The organism is Flavobacterium sp. AC274 (genome assembly GCF_979258275.1).
The window spans coordinates 483868-500169 of sequence record NZ_OZ409852.1; the positions used below are offsets into that span (position 1 = coordinate 483868).

A 16302-nucleotide genomic window follows, 5' to 3' on the forward strand; every position below is an offset into this window, starting at 1 on the left:
TAAAAAAGAGAAAATGATAAGAGAAATATACATCACCGAAACCAATTGTATCACACCTTTAGGATTTGATGTTGAATCGAACGTTGAAGCTATTTTGCGTGGCGAATCCGGAATTCAACTGCACGGCGATGTTTCTTTAATGCCAAATTCATTTTACGCGTCTATAATTTCTACCGAAAAAATAAACAGTGCTTTTGAAAAAATCAGCACAGACAAAAAATATTCCCGTTTAGAAAAAATGATGATTTTGGCTTTAGAACCAATCATCAAAAACTCTGGAATTGAATTAAATTCAAAAACTGCTTTTATACTTTCGACTACAAAAGGAAATATTACGGCATTAAAAGAAGATTCTGAAGCAAGTTTTAATAACGCACATTTAGATGTTTTAGCAAAAAATGTTGCTGATTTCTTCCAATTTAAAACACAGCCAATTGTAGTTTCGAATGCCTGCGTTTCAGGAATTTTAGCCGTTTCAATTGCTAAAAGAATGATTCAGTCTGAATTGTACGACAATGTTTTTGTCGTGGCGGGTGATGAAGTTTCAGAATTTGTTTTATCAGGTTTTAATGCTTTCCAAGCGATGAGTGATTTGCCTTGTAAACCGTATTCTAAAAACAGAACCGGCGTAAGTTTGGGCGAAGCAACCGCAGCAGTTTTAGTTTCGGCGGAAGCTAAAAACGCTAAAATAAAAGTTATTGGAGATAGTTCGATAAACGATGCGAATCATATTTCGGGTCCGTCAAGAACAGGCGAAGGTTTATTTAGAAGTATTCAGAATGCGTTGAAAGAAGCGCAAATTGATGCTGATAAATTAGATTATATTTCGGCTCATGGAACCGCAACTCCGTTTAATGACGAAATGGAAGCGATTGCATTAAGTCGTTTGAATTTGCAAAAAGCTCCCATAAATAGTTTAAAAGGATTTTACGGTCACACATTAGGCGCATCGGGATTATTAGAAACCGTAATTGCCATTGAATCCGCGAATAAAAATATGCTTTTTGAATCGAAAGGTTTTGACGAAATTGGCGTAAGCGAAACGATAAATGTTATTGAGAAAAATGAAGAGGTAATTATTAATTATTTCCTGAAAACAGCTTCTGGTTTTGGAGGTTGTAATACGGCGGTGGTTTTTGAAAAAGTGAAATAAAACACGAATTTCACTAATTTTCACGGATTAGATTTTTTTATCTATTGTAATATATTTTGAACTGTTCGGGAATTCTGAACAGTTCAACAAGAAAAATTTCAACTTGTTAAGAAATTTTACAAGTTCAAAATAATTGGATTAAGAATGAAATTATCAAAATTCATATTTATAACTCTAATTCTTCTTTCATTTTTTGGATGTAAAAAGAAAGAAGTGCCTGAATCTGATTTTGAAAAAGAGGTCATGAATAGTGTTTTTGTGGAAATTGTAGATTCTATTTATATGGATCGAAGAACAATGGAACCACCGCCAATGCCAAGGCTAGATTTTAAAACTAATAAAGAAGACACAATCGGATATCATGAAAAATTAAAAAGATATCAGATTGAGCAAGACAGTATTAAAAATGACAAAAACAGAATTTTAATTGGCGTTTATGATTTTGTGGTAAACAATAAAATTAGGAATGATAAATTTGATTTAACGCCTTTTCAAAACAATAAAAAATTTGATTTTCAATATACCTCCAAATTTCCCGAAGAACGATTTTGGAATATAGAAGATAAAAAAAGCGGAATGCCAGTTGGTACGATTGAGATTTCCAATATTAAGTTTAATAAAAATAAATCTTTGGGAACTATAATTGCCAGCGCTTCATGCGGAGGTGGAAAATGTGGAAGAGGATTTGAAATTACAATTGAAAATAAATCCGGTAAATGGCATATTACAAATATTAATCAAACTTGGGTTTCTTAAATTAATTTGTGAAATTTTAAACCAAAAAGAAATCTGTGCCAATTCGTGGAATTAGTGTTAAATAAAAACAATGACTCAAAATAAAACCTACATACAATCCTACATCACCATCCAAAACAACGAAATTGTTTTGAACGGAACTTCTGTATTCAAAATAGAACCAACAGATTTTGGCGATTTCTCAAAACAAGCGTATCGTAATTTTGACATGCAATACCCAAAGTTTTTTAAAATGGATGCTTTGAGCAAATTGGCTTTTTTAGGATCTGAATTGCTTTTGAGTCCGATTATTTCAACGGAAAAAGAAAATAATATTGCTTTGGTTTTGGCCAATAAATCGTCGAGTTTAGATACAGATGTTAAGTATCAGGAATCTATTTCTGATAAAGAAAACTATTTTCCGAGTCCGGCGGTTTTCGTTTATACGCTGCCAAATATTTGTCTGGGCGAAATAAGTATTCGTCATCAGCTGAAAAGTGAAAATTCTTTCTTTATATTTGAGGCCTTCAATCCTGAATTTATGTCGAATTATTCCAACATTCTGCTGAATTCAAACAAGGCAGAAACAGTGCTTTGCGGCTGGGTTGAATTTTTTAATGACAATTATAAAGCATTTCTTTGCACCATTAGTAAAGAAGAAAACGAAAAATATAAAAACGAAACTATCAATACATTATATAATAAATAATCATGGAAGCATTAAAAGAAGAATTAAAAAACAAAATCATTACTACTCTTAACCTTGAAGATATTGCAATTGAAGATATTGCTGATAACGATCCTTTGTTTGGAGACGGTTTAGGTTTAGACTCGATTGATGCGCTTGAATTAATCGTGATTTTAGATAAAGATTATGGTATTAAATTGGTTGACCCGAAAGAAGGAAAAACCATTTTTCAATCTATAGAAAGTATGGCTGCTTATATTAGCGCTAACAGAACTAAATAGTATTGTAGATTTTAGACTTTAGATTTCTTAAAGCGAAATATTCAAAATCTAATGGTTTTCATTTTTTTGCAAACCTAAACAATAGTCTAAATTTAAAATTCAGGAATCTTTGTCAAAGTTTTAAACTTTGACAAAGATTGAATAATCTACAATCTAAAATCATAAATCTAAAATGACAAAAGGTGTTGCTATAACAGGAATGGGAATTATCTCTTCGATTGGAAATTCAGTCGAAGAAAATTATATTTCGTTAATTGAAAATAAAATTGGCGTTACCCGTATCGAAAATATTTCGACTGTTCACGCCGATATTATTAAAGTAGGTGAAATTAAAAAAACCAATGACGAATTGGTCAACGAATTGAAACTTACCGAAGATAATAATTTTTCGAGAACGGCTATGATTGGTACTATTGCTGCCAAACAAGCTGTTGAAAATGCAGGAATTACATCTATAAATGAATTCAGAACCGGACTTATTTCGGCTACAAGTGTAGGCGGAATGGACATGACTGAAAAACATTATTACGATTATTTCACACATCCTGAACTTGTTAAATACATTACTTGTCATGATGGCGGAGATGTCGCTGATAAGATTGCTGATGAATTAGGATTAAAAGGAATTGTTACTACAATAAGTACCGCTTGCTCCTCTGCAGCAAATGCAATTATGCTGGGTGCTCGTTTAATCAAAACCGGAAAACTGGATCGCGTTATCGTGGGCGGAACTGATGGTTTGGCTAAATTTACCATCAACGGATTTAAGACTTTAATGATTTTATCTGACGATTATAATAAACCTTTTGACAATAACCGTAAAGGATTAAATCTTGGTGAAGCCGCTGCTTATTTAGTTTTAGAATCTGATGAAGTTGTTGCTAAACAAAATAAAAAAGTATTGGCCCGTGTTTCCGGTTACGGAAATGCAAACGATGCTTTTCACCAAACTGCTTCTTCAGAAAATGGTGATGGCGCTTATTTAGCAATGAAAAAAGCGTTTGAAGTTTCGGGTTTAAAACCGTCGCAAATTGATTACATCAATGTACACGGAACTGCAACTCCAAACAATGATTTATCTGAAGGAAGAGCAATCAAAAGAATTTACGAGGATGCAACAGTTCCTGATTTTAGCTCAACAAAACCTTTTACCGGGCATACATTGGCAGCAGCAGCAGCAATTGAAGCTGTCTATAGTGTATTGGCAATTCAAAATGGTGTGGTTTACCCGAATTTGAATTTTGAAACTCCAATGGAAGAATTTGATCTGAAGCCGCAAACTTCATTACTAAATAAAAATATCGAACATGTTTTATCCAACTCATTTGGTTTTGGAGGAAATTGTTCTACTCTTATATTTTCAAAATGCAATTAAAAAAACATATATAAATGGAATCGGCTGTATTTCGACTCAAAAAACATTTGATACTGTTTTTTTAGAAGAAGCGGTACACAATCATGACGAGAACGTGCTTAAAATCGTTCCGCCAATTTACAAAGATTTTATTTCTCCAGCTGCAGCCAGAAGAATGGCAAAAGGAGTAAAAAACGGAATTGTAGCTTCGGCAATAGCCATGAAAGATGCAAATATTGAAAACGTAGACGCCATTATTACCGGAACAGGTTTAGGATGTATCGAAGATTCTGAAAAATTCCTGAAAAACATCTTAGATAATAACGAAGAGTTTTTAACGCCGACATCATTTATTCAATCTACACACAATACTGTTGGTGCGCAAATTGCACTTTTACAGCAATGTAAAGGGTATAATTTTACGTATGTAAACGGAGCTGTTTCTTTTGAATCTGCTCTTATTGATGCTAAAATGCAAATTGAAGAAGACGAAGCGCAATCGGTTTTGGTTGGCGGAGTTGACGAAAATGGTGATTATACTACGGCGCTTTTTAAATTGTCAGGAAGAATAAAACCAGATAATCAACAGCCTTACAATCTTTTAGATTCTGATACAAGCGGAGCGGTTTATGGAGAAGGCGCCAGTTTTTTTGTTTTAGAAAATGAAAGAAAAGAAACTACTTATGCAGAAATTTTGGATGTTACGATTCTAAATACTTTGGAAGAAAACGAAGTTGAAGCGGAAACGTTATCTTTTCTAAAAGCAAATAATTTAAACATTTCAGATATTGACGCATTGGTTTTAGGTTTTGACGGAAATGTTGATTTTGAAAATTATTACAGGAATCTTGGCGAAAACTCTTTTGCAAATACACCTCAATTGTATTACAAACATTTAAGTGGCGAATATGATACGGCTTCGGCTTTTGCTTTATGGATGGCAGCGAAAGTATTGAAAAATCAGGAAATTCCGGAAATTATAAAAGTAAATTCGGTTGAAAAACCAGCTTATAAAACCATTTTACTGTACAATCAGTTAAACGGAAAAAATCATAGTTTTACGTTAATCTCAAAATGATAACGCACAAAAACATATCACTATTTTTTGTCCTTTTATTGCTTTTATTGTTTCTTTTGAATTTTTATACAGCAATAAATATTTGGTGGTTTGTTCTAATTATTTTGATTTGGTTAGGAATTAATGCTGTTGGTTCAGCCCGAATATCTTCTGATTATCACGTAAAAGCATACTGCAATAATCCATCTGAAACAGAAAAAAAAATTGCCATTACTTTTGATGACGGACCGAGTATTTATACTTTGGAAATTTTAGAACTTCTAAAAAAATACAATGTAAAAGCGACATTTTTCTGCATCGGAAAAAACATTGAAGCCCATCCTGAAATTCTAAAACAAGTTATTGCCGACGGGCATTTGGTTGGAAATCATTCGTACAATCATTCTCCTTTTTTTGATTTTTATAATGCTGCAACAATCAGGGAAGAAATTGAAAAAACGGATGCGCTTTTAGAAAAATATACTTCAAAAAAAATAAATTTCTTTCGTCCGCCATACGGAGTTACAACACCTTCGATTCGAAGAGCTTTAAAAAAACCGGACATAAAGTAATTGGCTGGAATATTCGTTCGCTCGACGGGGGAACAAAAAATCAAAATTTAATTTTCAATCGCATAATAAAACGTGTTTCTCCCGGCGGAATTGTACTTTTGCATGATACGGCGTCACACTCTGTTTTGGTATTGGAACAGTTTTTGCAATTTTTACAGCAAAACAATTATAAAGTGATTTCGACGGAAGAACTTTTGAATCTTAAAGCTTATGAAATTGAACGCGGATAAAGCAGATTCGCTAAAGCGAAAACGCGGATAAAAACAGATTTTAATTCAAGCTGACGGTTGTAATGCATAAAAATTAATTAAACACATAGAAACATAGATTTTATGCTTTTGAAAAAAGTAATCAAAAAAGAAACTAGTTTCTCACACATAGTCCCGAAGCATCGGGATTTGTTGATGCAAGTGAAACGCCTTTTTTAAGTTCAATGATTCTATGTTTCTATGTGTTAAAATAATTATACCAAATGGATTTTAATTTGTTGCAAAATATTTTTAAGCACAATTTTTACAAAATATGAAAACTAAAATAGCACTACTAATTTTATTTATTTCAGGCAATTTGTTTGCTCAGGAACAAAAAATGACGGCTGCAGAAATTGCTTCTTTTAAGGAAGATGTAAATGTGGTTTCTAAAAAAATCAAAACGCTAAGCACTGATTTTGTTCAGTACAAACATTTAGATTTCTTGTCTAAAGATATCGAGACTTCTGGAAAAATGATTTTTAAGGAACCAAATTTACTTCAATGGCAATATAAAAAACCGTACAATTACAGTATCGTTTTTAAAAACGGTAAAATCCTTATTAATGACGAAGGCAAAAAAAGTGCAGTCGATATTGGCAATAGCAAAATTTTTAGCCGCATCAATAAGCTAATTATCGGAAGCGTTAGCGGAAACATGTTTGACGACAAAGAATTTACCATTTCATATTTTAAATTGAAAGGACAAAACATTGCGAAATTTGTACCCAAAGATGCTACTTTAAAAAAATACATCAAACAAATTGAACTAACTTTTGACAAAGAAGAGGCTACGGTAGAACAAGTAAAACTACTGGAATCATCTGAAGATTATACAAGAATTGTACTTAAAAATAAAGTGATCAATGCAAAAATCGACGATTCAGTTTTTACTAATTAATTGCTTTCTGGCAATTATCTTGATTTCTTGTGGCTCAGTCACAAAAAATTATACTCCCAAAAAATTAGATAAAACATCTTACGAGGTTCCCTATTTTAAAGATTCTAAAACCGATTATGTTTATAAAACAAATATTACGGTTTATGGTCATGATTTAACTGGAATTTTTATTGCCAAGAAAATAAACGATACAACACATCGTGTTGTGTTTACGACAGAGTTTGGTAACAAATTGCTGGATTTTGAAATTTCTGAGAACAATTTTAAAGTTAATTCAATTGTATCAGAGTTAGACCGCAAAATTTTAGTCAATACTTTAAGAGACGATTTTCGACTGCTTTTAAAGAAAGAATATCAGATTCAGGAGCAATTTGAAAACGAGTCAGACGATATTTACAAATCTGCTTACGGAAAACGAGATAATTATCTTTTTATATCAAAAAAAGATCGTAAATTAGAGAAAGTCATTAATTCGTCGAAAACAAAAGAAAAAATAACGCTTCTTTTTAATTCGGAAAACGATATTTTTGCCGAAAAAATTGAGATTATCCATCAGAATATCAAATTGAAAATTGAATTGAATTATTTTAAATCAGAGTAGAAATTTAAACCAAAATTAAAATGAGAAAAATAACTACACTTGCTTTTATTTTATTTATCGGAATTGTAACGTCTCAAGCTCAGGTAACGGTTAGTCCGGGTTTGCGAGGAGGTTTAAATCTTTCAAGATTAACAAATATAGATGACAATGGTTTAAAATCTGATTTTTATGCCGGCGGTTTAGTCGCTATAAAATTCAATAGATATTTCACACTTCAACCTGAATTAACCTATTCGCGACAAGGTTCTGAGGGTAGATATTACAGTGAGCAAAATCCTGATTTTGGAACCAGAACAAAATATGAATTAAATTATCTTTCATTAGATGCCGTAGCTAAATTTCATTTTGGCGGACAAGGTTTTCACATTTTAGCCGGTCCATCCGCAGATTTTAAAACAAGTGATAATTTTGGCAGATATGGTTTTGATCCTATCGATTTTGATTTTTCTATAATCGCCGGAGTGGGTTATTCTTTGCCAAACGGATTAACATTTGAAGCAAGATTTAAGCAAGGCTTTATTGATATTTATGGTTATGACGGCATTGAATATGATAATGACGATAATTATTATTACGAAGATTTAATTTTAAATCAGGTTTTCCAGATTGGTATTAGTTATACCTTTAAAGTAAAATAAAAAATAAACATTGATGAACATTAGAAATTTAGCATTTGCCTTTATAGCTTTCTTTGCTTTTGCAAAAACACAAGCCCAAGTAACTTTTAGACCAGGAATTCAGGCTGGAGTTAATATATCTAAAATAACAGATTCTGGACTTGACAGTAAAACTGATTTTTATATTGGTGCTTTTGGGGCATTAAAACTTTCTAAATTTTATACTTTACAACCTGAAATAACCTATTCAAGACAAGGAGGAAAAGGAACGGCAAGTATGGGAACTAACAGTATATATGATCCTCAAACAAATTCATATAGTACTATTTATGAAAGCGGTACTGTAAATGCTTCATTACAATATCTTTCAGCATTAACTATTAATAAAATTAATTTTAATGAAAATTTTTACGTCCTCGCCGGACCATTTTTAGATATATTAATTGCTGATGATATCAAAGTAGATCCTTCGGCTAAAGAAAGAAGTTTTACTAAAGGTGAAGATATTGATTTAGGTCTTACCGGAGGATTAGGATACAGTTTAAAAAATGGTATTGCATTTGAAGCCAGAATAAAAAAAGGATTTACAAGTGCTTTTAGCAACGACTATGATTATTCTGACGGTAATAATAATTTGGTGTTTCAATTTGGTGCCGCTTACACTTTTGGAAAATAAAAAAATATGGTTTTAAAAGACTTTTATAAAGTTCTTTCGGAAGAAAAAACAACTGATTCTAAATATACGATTACGATTTTGGTCAATGAAAAACACGATGTTTTTAAAGGCCATTTTCCTGGAAATCCTATCATGCCCGGCGTTTGCATGATTCAGATTATCAAAGAACTTACAGAGAAAATTACTGAAAGCACTTTGATGATTCAAACGCTGTCGAATGTAAAATTCATGGCGCTTATTAATCCAGAGGCGACTCCGGAATTGCGCCTGGAACTTGACATTGTTACAACCGAAGATGATTTGGTTAAAGTAAAAACACGACTTATTTTAACGACACCATTGCCTTGAAATTAAGCAATGTGTACAAAAAATTATAATTATGAAATTACTATTCTCACTACTTTTATGGATTAATTTTGCTGTAAATCCAGATTTGGCAGCTATCCGAAAAATGTATCCTGATGTTGCTAAATCAGAAGCGAATGCTAAAGAATTTACAGAGAAACTTGCCGGAATTGCAAACAGCGACGAGAAAATTTTAGTGGCCTACAAAGCGGCTTCAATTTTGGTCGATTCTAAGTTTGAAAGTTTAATTGGAAGTAAAATTTCGCGTTTTAAAGAAGGCGCAAAACTTCTTGAGGCAACTTTAAAAAGCGATCCAAACAATATCGAAATCAGAATGATTCGCTTGAGTATTCAGGAAGATGTGCCTGGAATTACGGGATATAAAAAGAATATTAAAGAAGACAAAAAATTCATTACAACGCATTACGCTGAGCAAACTGGTGCTTTAAAAGAATACCTTAAAGACTTTGTTTTACAATCAAAAAGTTTTTCTGAAAAAGAGAAGCAATTTGTGAAGTAGATAAAGAAAAAATCCCCCCATGCAACCAACTTTATCTCAGCAGGAATTACTTAATTCGACCAATTTTTGTGTTATTGTGCCAACGTACAATAATCAGAAAACTTTGAAAAAAGTGCTGGATTCTATTTTAGATTTCACTCAAAATATCATTATTGTTAATGACGGATCTACCGATGAAACCAGTGAAATATTAAAACAATATTCGCAATTCACGCAAATTCACCATCCAAAAAATATAGGAAAAGGAAGAGCGTTAAGAAATGGTTTTAGAAAAGCAATCGAAATGAATTTCGAATATGCTATCACGATCGATTCTGACGGACAGCATTTTGCTTCTGACATTCCGAATTTTATTGCCGAAATTCAAAAAGAACCCAATTCTTTATTGATTGGAAGCCGTAATATGGCGCAGGAAAATGTGCCAAAGAAAAGTAGTTTTGGAAATAAATTTTCGAATTTTTGGTTCCAATTTGAAACTGGAATTAAACTCGAAGATACACAATCGGGTTTTAGATTATATCCATTAAAATTAATTCCAAAGCAATTTTATACCAATAAATTTGAATTTGAAATTGAAGTCATTGTAAGATCTGCGTGGAAAGGAATTGTGGTAAAAAACATTCCGATCCAGATTTTATACGATCCTGCAGAACGGGTTTCGCATTTTCGTCCGTTTAAGGATTTTACCAGAATCAGTATTTTAAATACGGTTTTGGTTTTAAACGCTTTGTTGTACATCAAACCCAGGGATTTTTTTAGAAGAGCAAAAAAAAGGCTTTAAAAAATTCTTTCTTGAAGACATTTTAGAAAGCGGTGATTCTAATTTTAAAAAATCGGCTGCAATTGCATTGGGGGTTTTTATAGGAATTTCCCCATTTTGGGGGTTTCAGACCGTTTTTCTTTTATTTTTTGCAACAATTTTTAAGCTCAATAAAGTCATCGCTTATATGGCATCCAATGTAAGCTTTCCCCTTTTATCCCTTTTGTTATCTACGGTTCGCTAAAAATGGGAAGCTTTTTTGTTTCAACCGATGCCCCACTAATTTTAGATAGTACAATTACGCTCGACGATATTCAAAAAAATGCTACGCAATATATCGTCGGAAGTCTTACTTTAGCATCCGTTTTAGCGCTATTATCCGGACTTTTAAGTTACATGCTTTTAGCCGCATTTAGTTCTAAAAGAAAAAACAAAAATTAAATTTGTTGCCACAGATTATAAGATTAAAAGGATTTATAATCTCTGTTGAGTTGCCACGAATTTCACAAATTAGCATGAATTAATTAGTGGAAATTCGCGAAATTCGTGGCGGAAAAAAATAACAATCATGCATCACTATTTCTACGCCATTCATTTATTTGTAAACCGAAGAAAATCCTTGTCGGTTTTTCTGGCCATTTTGATGCTTTTTGCCTTTGGATTTTTTGCTTCACAAATTAAATTTGAAGAAGATATTACCAAACTTATCCCAACAAACGATAAGGCAGATGTTACGGCAAAAGTGCTTAAACAACTTAATTTTGCCGATAAAATTACCGTTATTTTCAAACTCGAAAAAAACGGAACCGACGAAGATTTAAAACAAATGGCAACTGCATTTTCAGACAGCGTTGCCAAATCCTGCAAACCTTACGTAACCGGAATTCAGGGAAAAGTTGACGAAGAAAATATTCAGGAAACTATTGATTTTGTATACAATAATCTGCCGCTTTTTTTAGATAATAAAGATTATGCGACGATTGAGAATAAACTTCGAAAAGACAGTATTGCGGCAACAGTTCAGGGAAATTACAAATCTATTATTTCTCCTTCAGGATTTATAACCAAAGATTTTATTCTGCAGGATCCGCTTGGGATTTCTTTTATCGCTTTAAAAAAATTACAACAATTAAATATTGGCGACGATTTTACGCTTGATAATGGTTTTGTAATGACGAAAGATAAAAAGAAATTATTGCTTTTTATTACATCAAATCTTCCGTCGAGTGAGACAGAAAAAAACACCATTTTTGCGGCTAAATTAAAATCGATTCAGGATCATTTAAATCAGCAATATAAAACCAAAACTTCTATCAGTTATTTTGGTTCGGCTTTGATTGCCGTTGCTAATGCCAATCAAATTAAAAGCGATATTATTCTAACAACATCAATCGCCATGTTTACGCTGATGTTGATTTTGATTTTATTTTATCGAAAGATATTCATTCCGCTTATTATTTTTCTTCCCACGGTTTTTGGCGCTTTGTTTGCCGTTGCGTTTTTATATTTCGTAAAAGAAACTATTTCAGCAATTTCATTGGGAATTGGTTCTATTTTGTTAGGAATTACGATCGATTATTCCATTCATATTCTTACTCATTACAAACATAACAGCGATGTAAAAACACTTTACAAAGACATTACGATGCCCGTAATTATGAGTAGTTCAACAACTGCCGTTGCGTTTTTGTGTCTGCTATTTGTAAAATCTGATGCATTGAACGACTTGGGAATTTTTGCCGCCGTGATTGTTATAGCTTCGGCATTTTCTCTCTTTTAATTGTACCGCATTTGTACAAACCAAAAGAAAATAATTTTGATCATAAGAAAAATGTCATCGATAAACTGGCACATTTTTCGTTTCACAACAATAAATTCCTGATTGGTTTTTGCGTTCTAATTACCATTGTTTGCTTTTTTACTTACAATAATGTTGGTTTCAATAACGATTTGTCACAATTAAATTTTGTTCCAAAGGAAATTAAAGCTGCCGAAAAAGATCTGGAAGAAAGCACGAGTTTAACTTCAAAAACCATTTATGTTGCTGCTTACGGAAACAGTATGGAAGAAGTTTTGCAAAGCAACAATCAGCTTTTTTCATCTTTATCGAAAGAAAAACAGCAAAATAAAATTTTAAATTTCAGTTCGGTTGGCGGAATTATGCTTTCGCAAAAAGAGCAAAAGCAAAAAATAGAACAATGGAATTCCTTTTGGAACACGAATAAAAAAGAACTTTTAAAATCTCAATTAATTGCCGAAGGTTCAAAACTAGGTTTCAAACCAACAACTTATTCCATCTTTTTTGAGCATTTAGATTTTGATTTCAAACCAATTTCTGCAAACGATTATTTAAAAATTCAGGCGTTGCAGCTGAAAGAATTTGTGACGGAAAAAAATGGTTTTTATACAATTTCAACTTTAGTAAAAGTAAAACCGGACCAACGAGATACTTTTGTAAAATCGGCTACAGCCAAAAATAATATTATTGCGATTGACCGTCAACAAATGAATGAAACGTTTTTTAGTACTTTAAAAACAGATTTTAATTCGCTGGTTAATTATTCTTTTGTTGCCGTAATTCTGATCTTGTTTTTCTTTTTCCGCAGAATCGAATTGGTTATTGTGAGCTGTATTCCTATTGCCCTAACAGGAATTGTTACGGCAGGAATTATGGGCATTTTTGGCATTCAGATGAACATTTTCAGTATGATTGTCTGTACTTTGATTTTTGGTCATGGTGTCGATTTTAGTATTTTCATGACAAGTGCGCTGCAAAAAGAATACACAAACGGAAAAAACGAAATTGCGATTTACAGAACCTCTATAATTCTGGCTGTTATTACTACTATTTTAGGAATTGGCGCGATGATTTTTGCAGAGCATCCAGCACTTAGATCTATCTCATCAGTTTCCTTAATTGGGGTTTTTGCCGCGTTGATTATCACGTTTATCTTCTACCCGATTCTCTTTAAATTATTTATATCAAATCGTTCGAAAAAGGAAATCCGCCTTTTGTTTTGCGAACTTTTATTCATGGTGTAATTTCATTTACCTATTATGGTCTTGGCGGAATTTTAATGTCGCTTTTCAGCATCACAATCATGCCGATTATTCCGATAAAGGAGAAAACGAAAATGAAGGCATTTCGATATGCAATTTCAAAATTCATGAATTCAGTTTTGTATTCGAATCCTTTTCTACATAAAAAAGTTATCAATAAATACAATGAAACTTTTGAGAAACCAGCCATAATTATTGCCAATCATACCTCGTTTATTGATATTCTGGCAATGGGAATGCTGAGTCCAAAAATTATATTTTTGGTAAGCGACTGGGTTTACAATTCTCCTATTTTTGGCGGAACGGTTAGAAAAGCAGGGTTTTATCCGGTGTCTGAAGGAATTGAAGGCGGTGTTGAACATTTGCGTCAAAAAGTAAACGAAGGATATTCGTTAATGGTTTTTCCGGAAGGAACCCGTTCAGAAAGCAATCAAATTAAGCGTTTTCATAAAGGTGCTTTTTTCCTTGCCGAAGAATTTAATCTGGATATAGTTCCCGTTGTTATTCACGGTGCTTCAGAAGCAATTCCGAAAGGTGATTTTGTTATTCATCACAGTCAGGTTACGGTTTCTATTCTAGAAAGAATTGCGCCTGATAATCTTTCTTTCGGAAAAAATTATGTTGAAAGAACGAAACAATTAAGTTCCTTTTTTAAAGAGGAATATCGCAAGATTCGTCAGGAATTTGAAGGTTCGTCATACTTCAAAAAAATGCTGATTCACAGTTATGATTATAAGGAAACGGAAGTCATAAAAAGTGTGAAAAGCAATCTCGAAAGTCATTTGGAAACATATCATCGCTTAAACAAACATCTTTCGGCGAAAGCCAAAATATTACATTTAGCAAATGATTATGGGCAGTTGGATGTTTTACTGACATTGCAGGAACCGCAGCGAAAAGTAGTTTCTTTTATCAATGACGAAGAAAAACGATTGGTTGCAAAAACCAATTATTTCCTCAAAAAAAGAAAAATTTCTTATTTAGAAAATATTGATTTGGTGTTACAAAATGAATATGATGCTGTTTTAATTTCTGATGAAAATATTGGCGATATCGAAAAAATTGCTGCTGTAACTTCTACCATTATTTTAATCGATAATTCAGGTTTAAAAAACACATTGCTTAACTTTGGTTTTTCTTCTGATTTGGAAGAAAATAATATAATTGTATTAAAGAAAAATTAAATGAAAGAGCAGTATGATGTTGTAATTGTAGGCAGCGGTTTAGGCGGTTTGGTCTCGGCAATTATTCTGGCCAAAGAAGGTTACAGCGTTTGCGTGCTCGAAAAAAACAATCAATACGGCGGAAATCTGCAGACTTTTGTTCGCGATAAAACCATTTTTGATACCGGAATTCATTATATCGGTGGTTTAAGTGAAGGAGAGAATCTGTATAAATATTTTAAATATCTGGGTATTATCGATCATTTGAATTTAAAAAAAATGGACGATAACGGTTTTGATATTATCTCTTTTGATGATGATGAAAACGAATATCCTCACGCACAGGGTTACGATAATTTTGTCAATCAGTTAGGTGTTTTTTTCCTGATGAAAAAGAAAACATCACAAAATATTGTGACAAGATAAAAGTGATCTGCGAATCTTTTCCTCTTTATAATTTGCAATGGGAAGGAAAATATGACAATGAAATCCTGTCATTGAATGCAAAAGAAACCATTGATGCTTTTACTGAAAATGAAAAACTAAAAGCGGTTTTGGCGGGTTCTAATTTTTTGTATGCCGGTATTCCGGATAAATCGCCTTTTTACGTTCATGCCCTTTCGGTAAACTCATATATACAAAGTTCGTGGCGGTGCATTAATGGTGGAAGTCAGATTACGAAACAGCTTTTAAAACAGCTCAAAAAATATGGCGGGGAGTTTTATAAATATAAAGAAGTTGTAAAATTTAATGTTGAAGAAAACAAAGTAACTTCTGTAGAAATGAAAGACGGAACTCAGGTTTCTGCATCTTATTTTATTTCGAACATTGAACCCAAAACTACTTTGAAAATGGTTGGCGAGGAACATTTTAGAAAATCATTTTTCAGCCGTGTTCAAAGTCTCGAAGGTGTTATTTCTGCATTCAGTTTATACATTGTTTTTAAACCGGAAACGTTTAAATACATCAACCATAATCATTATCATTTTAAGAAAAGCAGCGAAGTCTGGACTTGTCACGAATATGATGAAGAATCCTGGCCAAAAGCATTTATGGCTTCTATGAATGCTTCTAAAAAGCAGGAAGAATGGGCAGAGGGAATGACTTTTATTACGTATATGAAATATGATGATGTTGCTCCGTGGGTAAATACTTTTAATACAACTGCCGAAGAAAGTGATCGTGGCGAAAGTTATGAAGAATTTAAAGCCAGAAAAGTCGAAAAGTTTCTAAAAGAAATCGAGATAAAATTTCCGGGAATTAAAGAATGCATTCAGTCGATTCATACTTCTACGCCGCTTTCTTACCGCGATTATATTGGCGGCAGCAATGGCAATATGTACGGTTATGTAAAGGATGCCAGCAACCCGATGAAAACCTTGATTCCGTCAAAAACCAAACTGGACAATCTTTACCTTACAGGTCAAAGTATTAATATGCATGGCGTTTTAGGCGTAACAATTGGAGCGGTTGTAACCTGTTCTGAAATTGTTGGAAAAGAATATTTAGTAACTAAAATCAATCAGGCATCTGAATAAAATTATAAGAGAAAATTCCAAATAGAAAATTCC

15 protein-coding genes and 3 pseudogenes are annotated in these 16302 nt (G+C 32.6%); all 18 read left to right on the top strand.

Translation table 11 applies throughout. The features are described from left to right. Positions 1 to 13: 13 nt before the first annotated feature. On the top strand, positions 14 to 1153 hold the full coding sequence (locus tag ACZZZT_RS02175; protein WP_463459275.1) for a beta-ketoacyl synthase N-terminal-like domain-containing protein: 1140 nt from the start codon (positions 14 to 16) through the stop codon (positions 1151 to 1153). 144 nt (positions 1154 to 1297) lie between these two features. Beyond that, positions 1298 to 1909, top strand: coding sequence for a hypothetical protein (locus tag ACZZZT_RS02180; RefSeq protein WP_463459276.1), 612 nt, complete (start codon positions 1298 to 1300; stop codon positions 1907 to 1909). 70 nt (positions 1910 to 1979) lie between these two features. Continuing rightward, positions 1980 to 2597, top strand: coding sequence for a 3-oxoacyl-ACP synthase (locus tag ACZZZT_RS02185; protein WP_463459277.1), 618 nt, complete (start codon positions 1980 to 1982; stop codon positions 2595 to 2597). Positions 2598 to 2599: 2 nt separating this feature from the next. Further along, the gene (locus ACZZZT_RS02190; RefSeq protein WP_042564839.1) at positions 2600 to 2857 is read left to right on the top strand and encodes a phosphopantetheine-binding protein; all 258 of its coding nucleotides are present in this window, start codon (positions 2600 to 2602) and stop codon (positions 2855 to 2857) included. A 172-nt stretch (positions 2858 to 3029) separates the two neighbouring features. After that, entirely contained in the window at positions 3030 to 4232 is a 1203-nt protein-coding gene (locus ACZZZT_RS02195; RefSeq protein ID WP_463459278.1) for a beta-ketoacyl-[acyl-carrier-protein] synthase family protein, read from the top strand. Then, positions 4228 to 5289 (top strand): beta-ketoacyl synthase N-terminal-like domain-containing protein, encoded by a 1062-nt coding sequence (locus ACZZZT_RS02200; RefSeq protein WP_463462367.1) that lies wholly within the window; start codon positions 4228 to 4230, stop codon positions 5287 to 5289. Before ACZZZT_RS02195 ends, ACZZZT_RS02200 begins: the two co-directional genes overlap by 5 nt. After that, positions 5286 to 5840 (top strand): polysaccharide deacetylase family protein, encoded by a 555-nt coding sequence (locus tag ACZZZT_RS02205; RefSeq protein WP_463459279.1) that lies wholly within the window; start codon positions 5286 to 5288, stop codon positions 5838 to 5840. The genes ACZZZT_RS02200 and ACZZZT_RS02205 overlap by 4 nt, the downstream gene beginning before the upstream one ends. 522 nt (positions 5841 to 6362) lie before the next feature. Then, positions 6363 to 6989 (top strand): flexirubin biosynthesis/transport protein LolA2, encoded by a 627-nt coding sequence (gene lolA2 / locus ACZZZT_RS02210; protein WP_302094149.1) that lies wholly within the window; start codon positions 6363 to 6365, stop codon positions 6987 to 6989. Continuing rightward, the gene (gene lolB2 / locus ACZZZT_RS02215; RefSeq protein WP_463459280.1) at positions 6955 to 7590 is read left to right on the top strand and encodes a flexirubin biosynthesis protein LolB2; all 636 of its coding nucleotides are present in this window, start codon (positions 6955 to 6957) and stop codon (positions 7588 to 7590) included. Before lolA2 ends, lolB2 begins: the two co-directional genes overlap by 35 nt. Before the next feature lie 20 nt (positions 7591 to 7610). Next, complete coding sequence (locus ACZZZT_RS02220) at positions 7611 to 8228, top strand: porin family protein (RefSeq protein WP_073394488.1); 618 nt, start codon at positions 7611 to 7613, stop codon at positions 8226 to 8228. Positions 8229 to 8241: 13 nt separating this feature from the next. Then, the gene (locus tag ACZZZT_RS02225; protein ID WP_463459281.1) at positions 8242 to 8883 is read left to right on the top strand and encodes an outer membrane beta-barrel protein; all 642 of its coding nucleotides are present in this window, start codon (positions 8242 to 8244) and stop codon (positions 8881 to 8883) included. Between the two features lie 6 nt (positions 8884 to 8889). Then, a pseudogene (locus ACZZZT_RS02230) lies at positions 8890 to 9260 on the top strand (3-hydroxyacyl-ACP dehydratase). Positions 9261 to 9262: 2 nt separating this feature from the next. Beyond that, positions 9263 to 9748, top strand: coding sequence for a hypothetical protein (locus tag ACZZZT_RS02235; RefSeq protein ID WP_463459282.1), 486 nt, complete (start codon positions 9263 to 9265; stop codon positions 9746 to 9748). Between the two features lie 19 nt (positions 9749 to 9767). Continuing rightward, a pseudogene (locus ACZZZT_RS02240) lies at positions 9768 to 10949 on the top strand (DUF2062 domain-containing protein). Positions 10950 to 11076: 127 nt separating this feature from the next. Then, a complete protein-coding gene (locus ACZZZT_RS02245; protein ID WP_463459283.1) occupies positions 11077 to 12288 on the top strand; it encodes an MMPL family transporter in 1212 nt (403 codons plus the stop codon). An 11-nt stretch (positions 12289 to 12299) separates the two neighbouring features. Next, entirely contained in the window at positions 12300 to 13550 is a 1251-nt protein-coding gene (locus tag ACZZZT_RS02250; RefSeq protein ID WP_463459284.1) for an MMPL family transporter, read from the top strand. After that, a complete protein-coding gene (locus ACZZZT_RS02255; RefSeq protein WP_463459285.1) occupies positions 13526 to 14752 on the top strand; it encodes a lysophospholipid acyltransferase family protein in 1227 nt (408 codons plus the stop codon). The genes ACZZZT_RS02250 and ACZZZT_RS02255 overlap by 25 nt, the downstream gene beginning before the upstream one ends. After that, a pseudogene (locus ACZZZT_RS02260) lies at positions 14753 to 16269 on the top strand (phytoene desaturase family protein). Positions 16270 to 16302: the final 33 nt, after the last annotated feature.